We start from the raw sequence: 15187 nt of genomic DNA, 5'->3' as shown, positions 1-15187 counted from the left end.
GGCCGGTGCCGTGGTACGGCGGAGCCCCGGTCCCCCGCGCGGGGGACCGGGGCTCCGCCCGTGGAGCGCGGTGGGTCAGCAGCCCAGCAGACGGGCGCCGAGGTAGGCCTGGATCTGGTCCAGGGAGACGCGCTCCTGCTTCATGGTGTCGCGCTCGCGCACGGTCACCGCGTTGTCGTCGAGGGTGTCGAAGTCGACGGTGACGCAGAACGGCGTACCGATCTCGTCCTGACGGCGGTAGCGGCGGCCGATGGCGCCCGCGTCGTCGAACTCGATGTTCCAGTTCTTCCGCAGGTCGGCGGCGAGGCCCTTGGCCTTCGGCGACAGCTGCTGGTTCCGGGAGAGCGGCAGGACGGCGACCTTGACCGGCGCGAGGCGCGGGTCGAGACGCATCACGGTGCGCTTCTCCATGACGCCCTTGGCGTTGGGCGCCTCGTCCTCGATGTAGGCGTCGAGGAGGAAGGCGAGCATCGCCCGGCCGACACCGGCCGCCGGCTCGATGACGTACGGGGTCCAGCGCTCGCCGGCCTCCTGGTCGAAGAAGGCCAGGTCGGAGCCGGAGGCCTCGGAGTGCGCCTTGAGGTCGTAGTCCGTGCGGTTGGCGACGCCCTCCAGCTCACCCCACTCGCTGCCGCCGAAGCGGAAGCGGTACTCGATGTCGGCGGTGCGCTTGGAGTAGTGGGAGAGCTTCTCCTTCGGGTGCTCGAACCAGCGCATGTTCTCCTCGCGCATACCCAGGTCCGTGTACCAGTTCCAGCGCTGGTCCATCCAGTACTGCTGCCACTGCTCGTCCTCGCCCGGCTTGACGAAGAACTCCATCTCCATCTGCTCGAACTCGCGGGTACGGAAGATGAAGTTGCCCGGAGTGATCTCGTTCCGGAAGGACTTGCCCATCTGGGCGATGCCGAACGGCGGCTTCTTGCGCGAGGTCTGCAGCACCTGGCCGAAGTTGGTGAAGATGCCCTGGGCGGTCTCGGGACGCAGATAGGCGACCGAGCCGGAGTCCTGGGTCGGGCCGAGGTGGGTGGAGAGCAGGCCCGAGAACTGCTTGGGCTCGGTGAAGGTGCCCTTGTTGCCGCAGTTGGGGCAGTTGAGCTCGGCCAGGCCGTTCGCGGGCGCGTGGCCGTGCTTCTCCTCGTACGCCTCTTCCAGGTGGTCGGCGCGGAAGCGCTTGTGGCAGGAGGTGCACTCGGTCAGCGGGTCGGTGAACGTGGCGACGTGACCGGAGGCGGACCAGACCTCGGGGGCGAGGATGACCGACGAGTCGATGCCGACCACGTCCTCGCGCGAGGTGACCATGTAGCGCCACCACTGGCGCTTGAGGTTCTCCTTCATCTCGACGCCCAGCGGCCCGTAGTCCCAGGCGGCCTTCTGGCCTCCGTAGATCTCACTGCACGGGTAGACGAAGCCACGGCGCTTGCTCAGGCTGACGATGGAGTCGATCTTGTCGGCGGCCACGGTGCTCTCTTCATTGCGACGAAATTGGACAGGGGTGGCGCGAAGCGCCTCGGTGGGGGGTGGTGGTCGGGAGACGGGTGGGCGAATGCTTCAGATTACCGGCGGGCACGCCCCTTGGATCAAATCGGTGGGGGCGCCGTCGGCCGGGAAGTCATCTCATAAGCCTTGTTGACAATCGTTTCCAATTTTGTTGAAAATGACTGTCATGAACGTAAGCCGCCTCATACCCACCGCCGCCGTCGCCGGAGCAGTCGTCCTCGGCCTCACCGCCCTCACCGCCTGCTCCTCCTCCGACGCCGGGGACCGCAAGAACGGCGACAAGCTGGACGTGGTGGCCTCGTTCTATCCGATGCAGTTCCTGGCCGAGCAGATAGGCGGGAAGCACGTCTCCGTCACCACGCTGACCAAGCCCGGCCAGGAGCCGCACGACCTGGAGCTCAGCCCGCGGCAGATCGGCGGGCTCACCGACGCCGGCCTCGTCCTGTACCTCAAGGGCATCCAGCCCGCCGTGGACGACGCCATCGCGCAGTCCGGCGCGAAGAACGTCACCGACGCCTCGAAGCTCACCACGCTGGAGGACCACGGCACCGAGACCGGCGCCGACGAGCACGGCCACGAGCACCACGGCGACGAGGCCGGGGCCGACCCGCACATCTGGCTGGACCCGGTGAAGTACGCCGAGGTCGCCAAGGGCGTGGGCGCGTCCCTGCAGAAGGCCGACCCCGCCCACGCCGCGGACTACCGGAAGAACACGGACGCGCTGGTCACCAAGCTCGACGGTCTGAACACGGCGTACGTGAACGGGCTGAAGAACACCTCCACCAAGACGTTCATCACCACCCACTCCGCCTTCGGGTACCTCGCCGAGCGCTACGGGCTCACCCAGGAGGGCATCGCCGGCGTCGACCCCGAGGCCGAGCCCAGCCCCGCGCGGATCAGCGAGATCCACACCATCGCGGAGAAGAACAAGGCCACCACCGTATTCTTCGAGACGCTCGCCAGCGACAGGACCGCGAGGACCGTCGCCAAGGACACCGGCCTGAAGACCGACGTCCTGGACCCGCTCGAAGGAATCACGGGCAAGTCCAAGGGGGCCGACTACATCGAGGTCATGCAGTCCAACCTCGCCGCCCTGCAGAAGGCGCTCGGCGCGAAGTGACCCCCGTAACCCCCGCCACAGCAGCATCGGAGGCACTCATGCCCGAAACCGGGAGCACCACGGCCGAACCCGTGATGGCCCTGCGGGGCGCCACGGCCACGCTCGGCGCACGGCCGGTGCTGCGGGGCATCGACCTGACCGTCCACCGCGGCGAGGTCGCCGCCCTGCTCGGCGCCAACGGCTCGGGCAAGTCGACCGCCGTACGCTCCGTCATCGGGCAGGTCCCGCTCACCGGCGGCTCCGTCGAGCTGTTCGGCACCCCGCTGCGCCGCTTCCGCGGCTGGGCACGGATCGGCTACGTGCCCCAGCGCACCACGGCGGCCGGCGGCGTCCCCGCCACGATCCGCGAGGTCGTCACCTCCGGGCGGCTGTCCCGCACCAGGCTGGGCCTGATCCGCAGGGCCGACCGGGCCGCCGTCGACCGGGCCATCGAGCTCGTCGGCCTCGCCGACCGCGCCAAGGACCCGGTGGACGCGCTCTCCGGCGGACAGCACCAGCGGGTGCTGATCGCCCGCGCGCTGGCCGCCGAACCCGAGCTGCTGATCATGGACGAGCCGATGGCCGGCGTGGACCTGGCCAGCCAGGAGATCCTCGCCGCGACCCTGCGCGAGCAGGTCGCGGCCGGCGCCACGGTGCTGCTGGTGCTGCACGAGCTCGGCCCGTTGGAGCCGCTGATCGACCGCGCGATCGTGCTGCGCGACGGCTGTGTGATGCACGACGGGCCGCCTCCGAAGGCGCTGGGCCAGCACGCCCTGCCCGGACACGACCATGTACACCCCCACGCGGCCACCGGGCCCGTCCGGACGGGACTGCTGAGCTGACCATGGAATTCCTCGACCCTCCCTTCATGCAGCGGGCCCTGCTCGCCGCCGTGCTCGTCGGCGTCATCGCGCCCTCCGTCGGCGTCTACCTCGTCCAGCGCCGCCAGGCCCTGATGGGCGACGGCATCGGCCACATCGCGATGACCGGTGTCGGCCTCGGCTTCCTGCTCTCCACCAGCCCGGTCTGGATGGCCACCGCGGTCGCCGTCGCCGGTGCCGTCGTGATGGAGCTGATCCGCTGGTACGGACGCACCCGCGGCGACATCGCGCTGGCCATGCTGTTCTACGGCGGCATGGCGGGCGGTGTGCTGCTGATCAACCTCTCCGACACCGGCTCCAACGCCAACCTCACCTCGTACCTCTTCGGCTCGCTGTCCACGGTCTCCTCCGAGGACATCACCTCGATCTGCCTGCTGGCCGCCTTCGTGCTGCTGGTGACCCTGGGGCTGCGCCGTCAGCTCTTCGCGGTCAGCCAGGACGAGGAGTTCGCCCGGGTCACCGGGCTGCCGGTGCGCGCGCTGAACCTGCTGGTCGCCGTGACCGCGGCAGTGACCGTCACCGTCGCGATGCGGGTCGTCGGCCTGCTGCTGGTCAGCGCGCTGATGGTGGTGCCGGTCGCGGCCGCGCAGCAGATCTCCAGGTCCTTCAGGGTGACGTTCGTGCTGTCGGTCGTCATCGGCACCGCGGTGACCCTGGCGGGCACCGTGACCTCGTACTACCAGGACGTCCCGCCCGGCGCGACGATCGTGCTGCTGGCCATCGCGGTCTTCGTCGCGCTGACGCTGCTGGCGACCCCGCTGGCCAGAAGCCGCGCCCGCCGGAGCGAAGCGGCGTCCGAGGAGTGCACCCTGGAGGTACCGGCCTCCCGTCCGGCCCCGGACGAGCTCCGGGTTTGACCGTGGCGCCGGGACGGGCTGGCACAATGGCCCGACACAGGTACGGGCGACACGAGGAGGCTGCTGTGGCGACGGCGCCGATCAGTGGAACGAACGCGGCCCCGGTACGCGGCCGGTCGACCCGGCAGCGGGCGGCGGTGGCTGCGGCGCTCGACGAGGTGGGCGAGTTCCGCAGCGCCCAGGAGCTGCACGACGTGCTCAAGCACCGCGGCGACTCGGTCGGGCTGACCACCGTCTACCGCACCCTCCAGTCCCTAGCCGACGCCGGCGAGGTCGACGTGCTGCGCACCACGGACGGCGAGTCCGTGTACCGGCGCTGCTCGACCGGGGAGCACCACCACCACCTGGTGTGCCGGATGTGCGGCAAGGCAGTGGAGGTCGAGGGGCCCGCGGTGGAGCAGTGGGCGGAGGCCATCGCCGCCCAGCACGGCTATGTGAACGTGGCCCATACGGTGGAGATCTTCGGTACGTGCGCGGAGTGCGCGGACGCGAAGAAGTGACGGTCCGGGGGCGCCGCCCCCGGACCCCCGCCGCTCAGCCCTTCGGCTCCTGGGCCGCCTCCTGCGCACCGCCGAAGCGCCGGTCCCGCTGGGCGTACTCCAGGCAGGCCCGCCACAGGTCGCGGCGGTCGAAGTCCGGCCAGAGCACGTCCTGGAAGACCATCTCGGCGTAGGCGCTCTGCCAGATCAGATAGTTGGACGTGCGCTGCTCCCCGCTGGGGCGGACGAAGAGGTCGACGTCCGGCATGTCCGGGTAGTAGATGTACTTCGCGAAGGTCTTCTCGTTGACCTTGGAGGGGTCCAGCCTCCCGGCCGCGACATCCTGCGCGATGCGCTGCGCGGCATCGGCGATCTCGGCCCGGCCGCCGTAGTTGACGCAGAAGTACAGCGTCATCCGGTCGTTGTCCTTGGTCTGCTCCTGGGCGACCTGGAGCTCCTGGACGACGGACTTCCACAGCTTGGGCATGCGGCCCACCCAGCGGATGCGGATGCCCAGCTCGTCCATCTCGTCGCGGCGGCGGCGGATCACGTCCCGGTTGAAGTTCATCAGGAACTTCACCTCCTCCGGGGACCGCTTCCAGTTCTCGGTGGAGAACGCGTACAGCGAGAGGTTCTTCACGCCCATCTCGATGCAGCCCTTGAGCACGTCCATGACGACGCCCTCGCCGACCTTGTGGCCCTCGGTGCGCGGGAGGCCGCGTTCCTTGGCCCAGCGGCCGTTGCCGTCCATCACGACGGCCACGTGCTTGGGCACCAGCTCGCCGGGGATCTTCGGGGGCGTGGCACCGGAGGGGTGCGGCTCCGGGGTCTTGTAGTCGCGCCGATTACGGCCGCCGAGCATCCCGCGTACTGCCATGAACTGTCTCGCTCCCTGTGCCTGATCTGCCTGAGTCACTTCTCTACGTACCGCAGTGAGCGCAGCCCGCGCTCCAGATGCCAGTGCAGATAGGCGGACACCAGTCCGCTCCCCTCCCTGACATGACGTGCCTCGCACGCGTCCGCCGTCTCCCAGTCGCCGCTGAGCAGCGCGCTCAGCAGGGTGACGGCCTCAGCCGAGGGTACGACGCTGCCGGGCACCCGGCAGTCGCCGCATATGACGCCGCCCGCCGCGACGGAGAAGAACCGGTTCGGACCGGGCATTCCGCACTTGGCGCAGTCCTCGAAGCTCGGCGCGTAGCCGTTGACGGCGAGCGAGCGCAGCAGGAACGCGTCGAGGATGAGATGCGGCTCGTGTTCGCCGCGGGCGAGGGTGCGCAGCCCGCCGACGAGCAGCAGGTACTGCTGGACCGCGGGCTCGCCCTCGTGGTCGGTGAACCGCTCGGCGGTCTCCAGCATCGCGGTGCCCGCGGTGTAGCGGGCGTAGTCGGTGACGATGCCGCCGCCGTACGGGGCGATCGTCTCGCTCTGCGTGCAGAGCGGCAGTCCGCGTCCGATCAGTTCGCTGCCGCGGGCGAAGAACTGCACGTCGACGTGGGAGAAGGGTTCCAGCCGCGCCCCGAACTTGGACTTCGTGCGCCGCACCCCGCGCGCGACGGCGCGGACCCGGCCGTGGCCGCGGGTCAGGATCGTGATGATCCGGTCGGCCTCGCCCAGCTTCTGCGTACGCAGCACCACGCCGTCGTCCCGGAACAAGCTCATACGACCATTGTCCGGTACGGAGCCGGCTCACCGGCCCCCGGGCGGTCAGGAGGGCGTGCGCGCCGCCTCGGCGAGCAGCCGGGCCGTGTCCTGGGCGCAGAGCTGGAGCGCGCCGCCGACCGTGGTCAGCACCTCGCGCTCCGCCTGTCCGTACGGGCCGTCGGCGAGCGCGATCCTGGCGCCCTGGAGCAGGAGCGATTCGCGTCCGGCGGGGGCCAGATGCGGGGCGAGGGGTTCCAGCGCCTCGTGCAGTTCGATGGCGAGGGCCGCCCCGCAGGCCTCGGCCGCGGGGTCGAAGGCGGAGCCGTTGCCGGTGTCGGCGGCGAGCACCTCGACGACGGTGCAGAGCTGCTCCTCGGTGCAGCCGTCGAATCCGGCGCCGCGCACGATGGCGGCCGCGGTCTCCAGCACCGTACGGGAGGTGGTGCCGCCCGCAGCGAGGACGCCGAGCGTGACGGTGTGGACGGCGTCCCGGAGCATGGCGGAGAGCCGGGTGGTGGTGGGGTGGTCGAGCGCGTCGGTGCCGAAGTGCTCGCGGCAGGCGGCGCATTCGACGACGGGGCCCACCGTGCCGCGTGCCAGCATCGGCACGCCGAGCACCGCGAAACGCCGACGGCCGGTGAGGCGGCGGTAGTTGCGGTCGCCGCCGCAGCCGGGGCAGAAGAACTCGCCGTCGCCCACGGGGTCCCAGATGGTGCGGATGCCGCAGATACGCAGCTTCATGGCGCGTTGTCCCAGGGCCGACCGCACGTCGCACACCTCCGTAACTCCCCCGTAGCCCTGACGGCACGGGAGTGCCCCTCCGGCACCATTGCCGTGTGGACGTGATGTTAACCACAGTCGTGATTCGGCGTCAGTACCTCGCTCGTCACAACCGTCCGGAGATGGCCGAACCCCGCCCCCCGGATGCGGGTGGGCGGGGTCTTCGGCCGTGCGGCCCGACGCCCTCGCGGGCGCCGGGTCAGCGGTTGGCGCGGTTGACGGCGGAGACGACCGCCTTCAGCGAGGCCCGGGTGGTGTTGGCGTCGATGCCGATGCCCCACAGGACCTTGCCGTCGATCGCGCACTCGATGTACGAGGCGGCCTGGGAGCTGGCGCCCTCGCTCATGGTGTGCTCGGTGTAGTCCAGCAGCCGGGCGTCGATGCCGATGGCCTGCAGCGCTTCGAAGAACGCGGAGATCGGCCCGTTGCCGGTGCCGGTCAGCACGGTGTCCGCGCCGTCCACGGTCGCCTCGACGGTGATCGTGTCCTGGCCGTCGGAGCCGGTCGTGGTCTGGCCGGTGCGCAGCTGTACGCGGCCCCAGGCGTTCTCCGGGTTGGGCAGGTACTCGTCGCGGAACGTGGACCAGATCTGCGTCGGGGTGACCTCGCCGCCCTCGGCATCCGTCTTGGCCTGAATGATCCGGGAGAATTCGATCTGCATCCGGCGCGGCAGGTCCAGCTTGTGGTCGTTCTTCAGGACGTAGGCGATTCCGCCCTTGCCGGACTGGGAGTTGACCCGGATGACGGCCTCGTAGCTGCGGCCGACGTCCTTCGGGTCGATCGGCAGGTACGGCACCGCCCACTCGATGTCATCCACCGTCTTGCCCTGGGCCGCCGCGTCGGCCTCCATGGCGTCGAAGCCCTTCTTGATGGCGTCCTGGTGGGAGCCGGAGAAAGCGGTGTAGACCAGGTCGCCCGCGTAGGGGTGGCGCGGGTGGACCTCCATCTGGTTGCAGTACTCGCTGGTGCGGCGGATCTCGTCGATCTGCGAGAAGTCGATCTGCGGGTCGACACCCTGCGAGAACAGGTTCATGCCCAGGGTGACCAGGTCGACGTTGCCGGTGCGCTCGCCCTGGCCGAACAGGCAGCCCTCGATCCGGTCCGCACCGGCCATGATGGCCAGCTCGGCGGCGGCGACCGCGGTGCCGCGGTCGTTGTGCGGGTGGACCGACAGACAGACGAACTCGCGGCGCGACAGATTGCGCGACATCCACTCGAACCGGTCCGCGTGCGTGGACGGCGTCGAACGCTCCACGGTGGCGGGCAGGTTGAGGATGATCTCGCGGCCCTCCTCCGGCTGCCAGACGTCGCAGACCGCCTCGCAGACCTCCAGGGCGAAGTCCAGCTCGGTGTCGGTGAAGATCTCGGGGCTGTACTGGTAGCCGAAGGTCGTCTCCGGGCCCAGCAGCTTCTCCGCGTACTCCATGACCAGCCGCGTGCCGTCCACGGCGATCTGCTTGATGTCGTCCTTGGAGCCGCGGAAGACGACCCGGCGGAAGGTGGGCGCCGTCGCGTTGTACAGGTGCACGGTGGCGCGGTGGGCGCCGATCAGGGACTCCACGGTCCGCTCGATCAGGTCCTCGCGGGCCTGGGTCAGGACGGAGATCGTCACGTCCTCGGGGATCGCGCCCTCTTCGATGATGGAGCGGACGAAGGCGAAGTCGGTCTCACCGGAGGACGGGAAGCCGACCTCGATCTCCTTGTAGCCCATGCGTACGAGCAGATCGAACATCTCGCGCTTGCGGGCCGGCGACATCGGGTCGATCAGGGCCTGGTTGCCGTCGCGCAGGTCGGTGGAGAGCCAGCGGGGCGCGACCGTGATCCGCTTGTCCGGCCAGGTGCGGTCGGGGATGTCGACGGCCTCGTAGGTGCCGTACTTGTGGATCGGCATCCCGGACGGCTTCTGCAGCTGAGTCGCGTTGGTGATCGGCGTCGGACGGCCGACGGCGGATTCGGCGGAGGTCTGGGCGGGATTTGCGGCGGTCATGGCGTAGGGCTCCTCGGGGTCCAACCAACGGGACGGCCGACTGTGTCGCTGCAACACAAGACTCCGCGGGGAGGGGGTCGGCCTACGACTACAGGCCCTCGCCGCGGCAGCTAAGAAGAAGCAGCCCGAAACGCATGATGCAAAGAGACTAACCGAGAGGCGCCTGATACGTCGGTCCCGTATCAGTATGCGGGACCGGGCACAGGAAACGCCCAAGAGTGACCGATCACTCCATTTCGCCAATCCTGATCGCAACCAGTGACATCACGATTACCTGGTGCCACAGTCGGCGGTATGCAGCCTCAGTCATCGCACGGGTTCCACCCCGTCTTCTGCACGATCGTTCCGCCTCATGTCCTCGACAAGCTCTCGCAGTCCGACAACCCCGATCTCGCCGGCCCCTCCCGTCGCACCCTGGAGGGCGACGCGGCCCGTCGCACCCGCCGTCAGATGGCCACGGTCGTCACCGTGCCCGTCGCCCCCGCGACCGAGCAGGAAGCCTCCGACAAGCCCGACCGGACGCTCTACGACTGCCGCCACGGCACCCGGCTGCCCGGCACCAAGGTCCGGTCCGAGGGCCAGGATCCGACAAAGGACGCGAGCGTCAACCGCGCGTACGCGGGGCTCGGCGCCACCTTCGAACTGCTGCTCAAGGCATACGGCCGCCGTTCGATCGACGGCAACGGACTGCCGCTGATCGGTTCCGTGCACTACGACGAGAAGTACAACAACGCCTTCTTCGACGGCGAGCAGATGGTCTTCGGCGACGGGGACGGCGAGATCTTCCTGGACTTCACCGTCGCCATCGACGTGATCGGCCACGAGCTGACCCACGGCCTGACCCAGTACACCGCCAATCTGAGCTACTACGGCCAGTCCGGCGCGCTCAACGAATCCATGTCCGACGTCTTCGGCTCCCTGGTGAAGCAGTACTCGCTGGGCCAGAGTGCCGACCAGGCGGACTGGCTGATCGGCGCCGGGCTGCTGGCGCCCGGTGTCCAGGGCGTCGCACTGCGCTCGATGAAGGCGCCGGGCACGGCGTACGACGACGACGTGCTGGGCAAGGACCCGCAGCCCGCGAAGATGGAGGACTACGTCCACACCAGCGAGGACAACGGCGGGGTGCACCTCAACTCCGGCATTCCGAACCGCGCGTTCCATCTGCTGGCGACGGCCCTCGGCGGCAATGCGTGGGAACGTGCCGGCCGGCTCTGGTTCGATGTGCTCACAGGTGGTCAACTGGCCGTGGACGCCGACTTCGCGGACTTCGCCCGGCTGACGGTCGCCGCGGCCCGCAGCCGCTACGGCGAGGGCGACGAGGCCGAGGCCGTCCTGAAGGCATGGTCGGAGGTGGGCGTACCGACCGCGTGAGGCACGGGCGTCCGGCGTTGGAGGACATCGCATGCGGATTCAGGTCAGCAGGACCGGCGGCTTCGCCGGCATCGCACGCCACAGCGAGGTCGACACCGCCGGGCGGGACGACGCCCCGGAGTGGGAGGCGCTGGCCGAATCGGCGCTGGCCGCGGGTCACGCCACCCCGCCCGAGGGGGTGCCGGACGGCTTCCGGTACCGGATCACGGTCGACGACCGGACGGTCCACTGCGCGGACCCCGGGCTGACCGACGCCCAGCGGGCACTGGTCTCACGCGTCCTGAAGGAGGGCGCGTGAGGCCGGCCTCCCGGTGACCCGGGGCGTCATCCGTCCCACCGCAGAAGCGGGTCGACCGGCCGGCCGGGTCGTCCGTCCGACCGGGGCCCGGGTCGTCCGTCCCGGGCCCGTCAGAAGCCCAGCGTGCGCAGCTGCTTCGGGACCCGTCTCCACTGCCGCCCTCGCGCCCTTCGGCCCGGGGGCCTCAGCGGCTTCGGGCAGCCGCGCCGCCCTCCGGCCGCCGGACCGGGCAGAGCTCAGAAGCCCAGCTTGCGCAGCTGCTTCGGGTCGCGCTGCCAGTCCTTGGCGACCTTCACATGGAGGTCCAGGAAGACCGGCGTGCCGAGCAGCGCCTCGATGTGCTTGCGCGACTTCGTGCCGACGTCCTTCAGCCGCCTGCCCTTCGGGCCGATGATGATGCCCTTCTGGCTGGGCCGCTCGATGTAGACATTGGCGTGGATGTCGAGCAGCGGCTTGTCCGCCGGGCGGCCCTCACGGGGCAGCATCTCCTCGACGACGACCGCGATGGAGTGCGGCAGCTCGTCCCGTACGCCCTCGAGCGCGGCCTCACGGATCAGCTCCGCGACCATGACCATCTCGGGCTCGTCGGTGAGGTCGCCCTCCGGGTAGAGCGGCGGGCTCTGAGGGAGCAGCGGGGCGATCAGGTCGCCCAGCAGATCGACCTGGGTGTCCTTGACCGCGGAGACCGGGATGATCTCCGCCCACTCGAAGCCGAGCTCCTCGCCGAGGCGGGAGACGGCGAGCAGCTGTTCGGCGAGCTGCTTGGAGTCGACCAGGTCGGTCTTGGTGATGATGGCGATCTTCGGGGTCTTCTTGATGCCCGCGAGTTCCTTGACGATGTACTTGTCGCCGGGGCCGAGCTTCTGGTCGGCGGGCAGACAGAAGCCGATGACGTCGACCTCGGCCCACGTGGTCCGCACGACGTCGTTGAGCCGCTCGCCGAGCAGGGTGCGCGGCTTGTGGAGGCCGGGCGTGTCGACCAGGATCAACTGCGCGTCGTCGCGGTGCACGATGCCGCGCACGGTGTGCCGGGTGGTCTGCGGCCGGTTGGAGGTGATCGCCACCTTCTGGCCGACCAGAGCGTTCGTCAGGGTGGACTTGCCCGCGTTGGGGCGGCCCACGAAGCAGGCGAAACCGGCCCGGTGGGGGGCTTTGTCCGCGGCCTGCTGCGCAGCGGCTTCTGTGTCAGGTCGAACGCTCATGACGCCCATTGTCCCCGATCCCGGGGGCCTCGCCGCACCAAGGGCCGCGGCGGGGCGCGCCGGGTGTCGCCTCAGGCGGTGCGGGCACGGCCCCTGCGGGCCCGTATCCACATCGCCGTGCCCCCGCCGACGATCACCAGCAGGACCCCGGCCATCAGCCAGGGCAGGGCGAAGTACGGGACGGAGGCTGACTCGCGGGTCTGCCGGGCGCTCGCGGTCAGCCGGATCTCGCCCCATTCCAGCTGGGGCGCGTCGGCCCACTGCTCGGTCAGCCGGACCTTCTGGCGGGGCAGCAGCTCGGAGGGGATCCGCTTCAGGTCCCGGGCGAGCAGGGTGCGGCCGAAGAGCCCCTCGGCCTTGAGGGCGACCTTGGGGCTGAGGGTGACATTGCCCCGGTTGTGGAGCGTGTACGAGATGACGGCCCGGCTGCGTCCGGTGCCGGGGACCAGCGGCCGGGTGTGCTCGACCCGGATGTCGTCCACGGAGATGGCGGGCATGGTGGGGCCGTTCACCCGCAGGTAGATCCGGGCGCCGACCGCCTTCTGGATGCCCACGGCGACGGCACCGGCGTCGGCCGGGTCGACGCGCTCGTCGAGTGCGACGAGCGCGCCGGGGTGGTCGCCCGGTTCGGCGCCCTCGGGGACGGTGATGGTGAGCGGGACGGTGACCGAGCCGTGCGGCTCCACGGTGACCCGGTCGCGGTCGGTCCGCGCCCAGGCGCCGACGGAGCGCTGTCGCTCGTCGCGGGACCGTACGGCGAAGCCGCCGTCGCGCGCGGTGTTGTAGGCGTCGGCCGCGTACAGCCGGAAGGTCTGCGGCCGGTCCGTCTTGTTGGTGACGGTGACCTTGTCGTGGAGCGTGGCGCCGGGGTCGGCCGAGAGGTAGAAGTACGGGCGCAGGCCGGCCCGTTCGGTGGCCGGGTAGACCGACCAGCTGCCGTTGTCCGCGGCGTGGGCGGCGGGCGCGCCGATCAGCAGGAGGGCGCCGGCCAGGAGAGTCAGGTAGACGGTGCGCACGGTGCGAAGCCCCCGGATGGTGGTCGGGACGGGCGGTCCGGGCGGGTGCGCGCCCGGTCCGCCTGCTGGTCGGGACCGCTCGGTCAGGTGAGGGTGAGGGTGAGCACGCCGGAGTACGCGCCGGGGGCGGTGTACGCCGGTACGTTCAGCGCGAGCCGGGCGTCGACGGTGAACTCGCCGCCGGTGACGGTCCCGTTCGGCGTGGACGCCAGGGTGGCGCCCGCGCTGCCGACCGGACCCGCGGAACCCGCCGCGCAGGTGCTCGGGCTGCCGGGCTTCGTCGCGCAGACCGGGGTCCAGGCGAGTGCGGAGGCGCCGATCGTCGTGCCGCCGGGGCCCTTGAAGTCGGTGACCTTTCCGGTCAGGGACCAGCCCGCGGGGCCACCGCGGAAGTCCTCGACCGTGACCGTCTGCAGGGAGCCCCGGGAGGCGCCGCCGCGGCCGAAGTCGACTGCCGACATCTCGACGGCGTCCCCGGCCTGGACCATGGAGAGCGTGCCCGCCTCGATGGAGGTGTTGAGCCGCTGGCTGCCGTCCGGGATCCCGCCGCCACCGGTGACGGTGTAGGACTGCGGTCCGGCGCCCCTGGCCGGGTCCCAGCTGCCGCCCTCGTAGGCGACGATGCCGGTGGTCGCCGGATCGTCGACGGTGAGCCGACCGCTGAAGTTGCCGGAGCCGTCGGCCTTGGCGGTGGCCGTGTCGGCGGTCGCTGCGTCACCGGCCCGGCCAGCGAGGGTGATGTCCGCGCCGGGAGTGAACTTCGACCCGGTGACGGTGACCGCGTCGCCCGCCCTGCCCGACGCGGCGCCGAGCTGGATGGCACGCTCGTTGACCTGGCCGCCCTCGTCCGTCGCGATGATCGTCTCGGAGACGGGAGCGGGCGGGTCCGTCACCGTGCAGGGGGTGTCCAGCTCCATGATGTAGCTGGTGTGGATGTTGTAGTCGCCGGGCGAGAGCGTGATCTGTCCGGGTGCGGTGACCGTGAAGGTGCCGGTCATCGAGAACGACGGGAAGGCACCCTTGCCGGGGACCGGGTCGTTCTTCTTCGGGCCCGCGACGGTGACGCTCGCGCTCTGCGCACCGCCGACGGTGACCTTCCCGGTCGGCGTCATGATGTCGGCGGGCAGCGCCAGGTCGACCGGGTTCCCGGCGGCCGGCTCGACGACGGTGTACGTGACCGTGACCGTGTCGCCCACCTTCGGGGCGGCGTTGTCGACGGTGATCTCGGCCTTCGTGGGCCCGTCGATCGGCGGGATGCCCGCGATGGCCGGCGGGATGCAGTGGGTGGGGAAGTCCACCGGCACCGAGGCGGTGGCCATGGCCTGCGCGGGGCCCGCGAGTCCCCCTCCCCCGGCCAGGACGAGCGCGCCGACGCCCAGCGCGGCGGCCCAGCGACGGCCCGGCGCACGCCGTCTTCGGGCACCGGATCTTCGCATGCTGATACTTCGGACGGACTGGCGCATGGAGCCCCCTCCTGCGGATGCGGCGCGGCGGCTCTCCGCGCCGACGGGGGCCCATTGACGGCTCCGGCCCCGAAGAAGTCAATGGGAGCGGAACACATCGGCTGATGACCCATCAGATGCTGTCAAGATCCGTGCTGCCCGCGCCCGGCATGCGAACGCCCCGCACCGGTCGGTGCGGGGCGTTCGTGCACGGTGTGCGGTCGTGCCGGTGTCAGCCCGCCGTCACGCTGACCCGCAGTGTGCCGTCGGGTCCGGCGAGCAGTACGGGGGTGTCCGGGCCGCCCAGGTCCCGTACCGCGGCACGGTCCTCGTCCGACGGCGTCTCGGCCTCGGAGACCACCGCGGCCGCCTCCAGGGAGGTGGCCCCGCTGGCCACGGCCATCGCCACGGCGGTCTGCAGCGCGCTGAGCTTCAGCGACTCCAGCCGTACGGTGCCCGCGACATACGTACGCCCGGTCTCGTCCCGTACGGCCGCGCCCTCCGGCACGCCGTTGCGGGCGCGGGCGCTGCGCGCCAGCGTGACGATCTTGCGGTCCTCGGCGCCGAGGTCGGTGCTGTCAGTCATGTGCCGAGCATACGAACCGGGCGCGCCGGCCCGCGCACCACCCAGGGCCTG

15 protein-coding genes are annotated in these 15187 nt (G+C 70.7%); 6 read left to right on the top strand and 9 right to left on the bottom strand.

Annotated elements, in window-relative coordinates; genetic code table 11:
• Positions 1 to 75: 75 nt before the first annotated feature.
• Positions 76 to 1458 carry a glycine--tRNA ligase gene (locus tag IE107_RS05515; RefSeq protein ID WP_189541622.1) on the bottom strand — a complete coding sequence of 461 codons (1383 nt, stop codon included), beginning with the start codon at positions 1456 to 1458 and terminating at the stop codon, positions 76 to 78.
• A 205-nt stretch (positions 1459 to 1663) separates the two neighbouring features.
• Between IE107_RS05515 and IE107_RS05510 the strand changes: the two genes are divergently transcribed.
• The 4 genes from IE107_RS05510 (at position 1664) to IE107_RS05495 (ending at position 4834) form a co-directional block, all read left to right on the top strand.
• Positions 1664 to 2617 carry a metal ABC transporter substrate-binding protein gene (locus tag IE107_RS05510; protein ID WP_189541621.1) on the top strand — a complete coding sequence of 318 codons (954 nt, stop codon included), beginning with the start codon at positions 1664 to 1666 and terminating at the stop codon, positions 2615 to 2617.
• A 38-nt stretch (positions 2618 to 2655) separates the two neighbouring features.
• Positions 2656 to 3438 (top strand): metal ABC transporter ATP-binding protein, encoded by a 783-nt coding sequence (locus tag IE107_RS05505; protein WP_189541620.1) that lies wholly within the window; start codon positions 2656 to 2658, stop codon positions 3436 to 3438.
• 2 nt (positions 3439 to 3440) lie between these two features.
• On the top strand, positions 3441 to 4334 hold the full coding sequence (locus IE107_RS05500) for a metal ABC transporter permease (protein WP_189541619.1): 894 nt from the start codon (positions 3441 to 3443) through the stop codon (positions 4332 to 4334).
• A 65-nt stretch (positions 4335 to 4399) separates the two neighbouring features.
• Complete coding sequence (locus IE107_RS05495) at positions 4400 to 4834, top strand: Fur family transcriptional regulator (RefSeq protein ID WP_189541618.1); 435 nt, start codon at positions 4400 to 4402, stop codon at positions 4832 to 4834.
• A 34-nt stretch (positions 4835 to 4868) separates the two neighbouring features.
• Here IE107_RS05495 and IE107_RS05490 read toward each other — a convergent pair whose 3' ends face one another.
• The 4 genes from IE107_RS05490 to leuA all read right to left on the bottom strand — a co-directional run bounded on the left by IE107_RS05490 (position 4869) and on the right by leuA (position 9221).
• Complete coding sequence (locus tag IE107_RS05490) at positions 4869 to 5690, bottom strand: isoprenyl transferase (protein WP_189541617.1); 822 nt, start codon at positions 5688 to 5690, stop codon at positions 4869 to 4871.
• Positions 5691 to 5725: 35 nt separating this feature from the next.
• Entirely contained in the window at positions 5726 to 6472 is a 747-nt protein-coding gene (gene recO / locus IE107_RS05485; RefSeq protein ID WP_072483560.1) for a DNA repair protein RecO, read from the bottom strand.
• A gap of 45 nt (positions 6473 to 6517) precedes the next feature.
• A complete protein-coding gene (locus IE107_RS05480; RefSeq protein WP_189541616.1) occupies positions 6518 to 7195 on the bottom strand; it encodes a TerB family tellurite resistance protein in 678 nt (225 codons plus the stop codon).
• A 238-nt stretch (positions 7196 to 7433) separates the two neighbouring features.
• On the bottom strand, positions 7434 to 9221 hold the full coding sequence (gene leuA / locus IE107_RS05475; RefSeq protein ID WP_189541615.1) for a 2-isopropylmalate synthase: 1788 nt from the start codon (positions 9219 to 9221) through the stop codon (positions 7434 to 7436).
• 294 nt (positions 9222 to 9515) lie between these two features.
• Between leuA and IE107_RS05470 the strand changes: the two genes are divergently transcribed.
• Entirely contained in the window at positions 9516 to 10592 is a 1077-nt protein-coding gene (locus IE107_RS05470; RefSeq protein ID WP_189541613.1) for a M4 family metallopeptidase, read from the top strand.
• 31 nt (positions 10593 to 10623) lie between these two features.
• A complete protein-coding gene (locus IE107_RS05465; RefSeq protein WP_189541611.1) occupies positions 10624 to 10890 on the top strand; it encodes a protealysin inhibitor emfourin in 267 nt (88 codons plus the stop codon).
• A gap of 236 nt (positions 10891 to 11126) precedes the next feature.
• Here IE107_RS05465 and era read toward each other — a convergent pair whose 3' ends face one another.
• The 4 genes from era to IE107_RS05445 all read right to left on the bottom strand — a co-directional run bounded on the left by era (position 11127) and on the right by IE107_RS05445 (position 15136).
• Positions 11127 to 12101, bottom strand: coding sequence for a GTPase Era (era, locus tag IE107_RS05460; protein WP_189541609.1), 975 nt, complete (start codon positions 12099 to 12101; stop codon positions 11127 to 11129).
• A gap of 62 nt (positions 12102 to 12163) precedes the next feature.
• Complete coding sequence (locus tag IE107_RS05455; RefSeq protein ID WP_189541607.1) at positions 12164 to 13108, bottom strand: WxL protein peptidoglycan domain-containing protein; 945 nt, start codon at positions 13106 to 13108, stop codon at positions 12164 to 12166.
• Positions 13109 to 13191: 83 nt separating this feature from the next.
• Positions 13192 to 14571 carry a WxL domain-containing protein gene (locus tag IE107_RS05450; protein WP_373302397.1) on the bottom strand — a complete coding sequence of 460 codons (1380 nt, stop codon included), beginning with the start codon at positions 14569 to 14571 and terminating at the stop codon, positions 13192 to 13194.
• A 211-nt stretch (positions 14572 to 14782) separates the two neighbouring features.
• Positions 14783 to 15136 carry a cytidine deaminase-like protein gene (locus IE107_RS05445; RefSeq protein WP_189541605.1) on the bottom strand — a complete coding sequence of 118 codons (354 nt, stop codon included), beginning with the start codon at positions 15134 to 15136 and terminating at the stop codon, positions 14783 to 14785.
• Positions 15137 to 15187 lie beyond the last annotated feature (51 nt).

This window comes from Streptomyces gelaticus, assembly GCF_014649535.1.
GTDB classification, from domain to species: domain Bacteria; phylum Actinomycetota; class Actinomycetes; order Streptomycetales; family Streptomycetaceae; genus Streptomyces; species Streptomyces gelaticus.
This window is presented reverse-complemented; position numbering and strand designations above follow the sequence as displayed.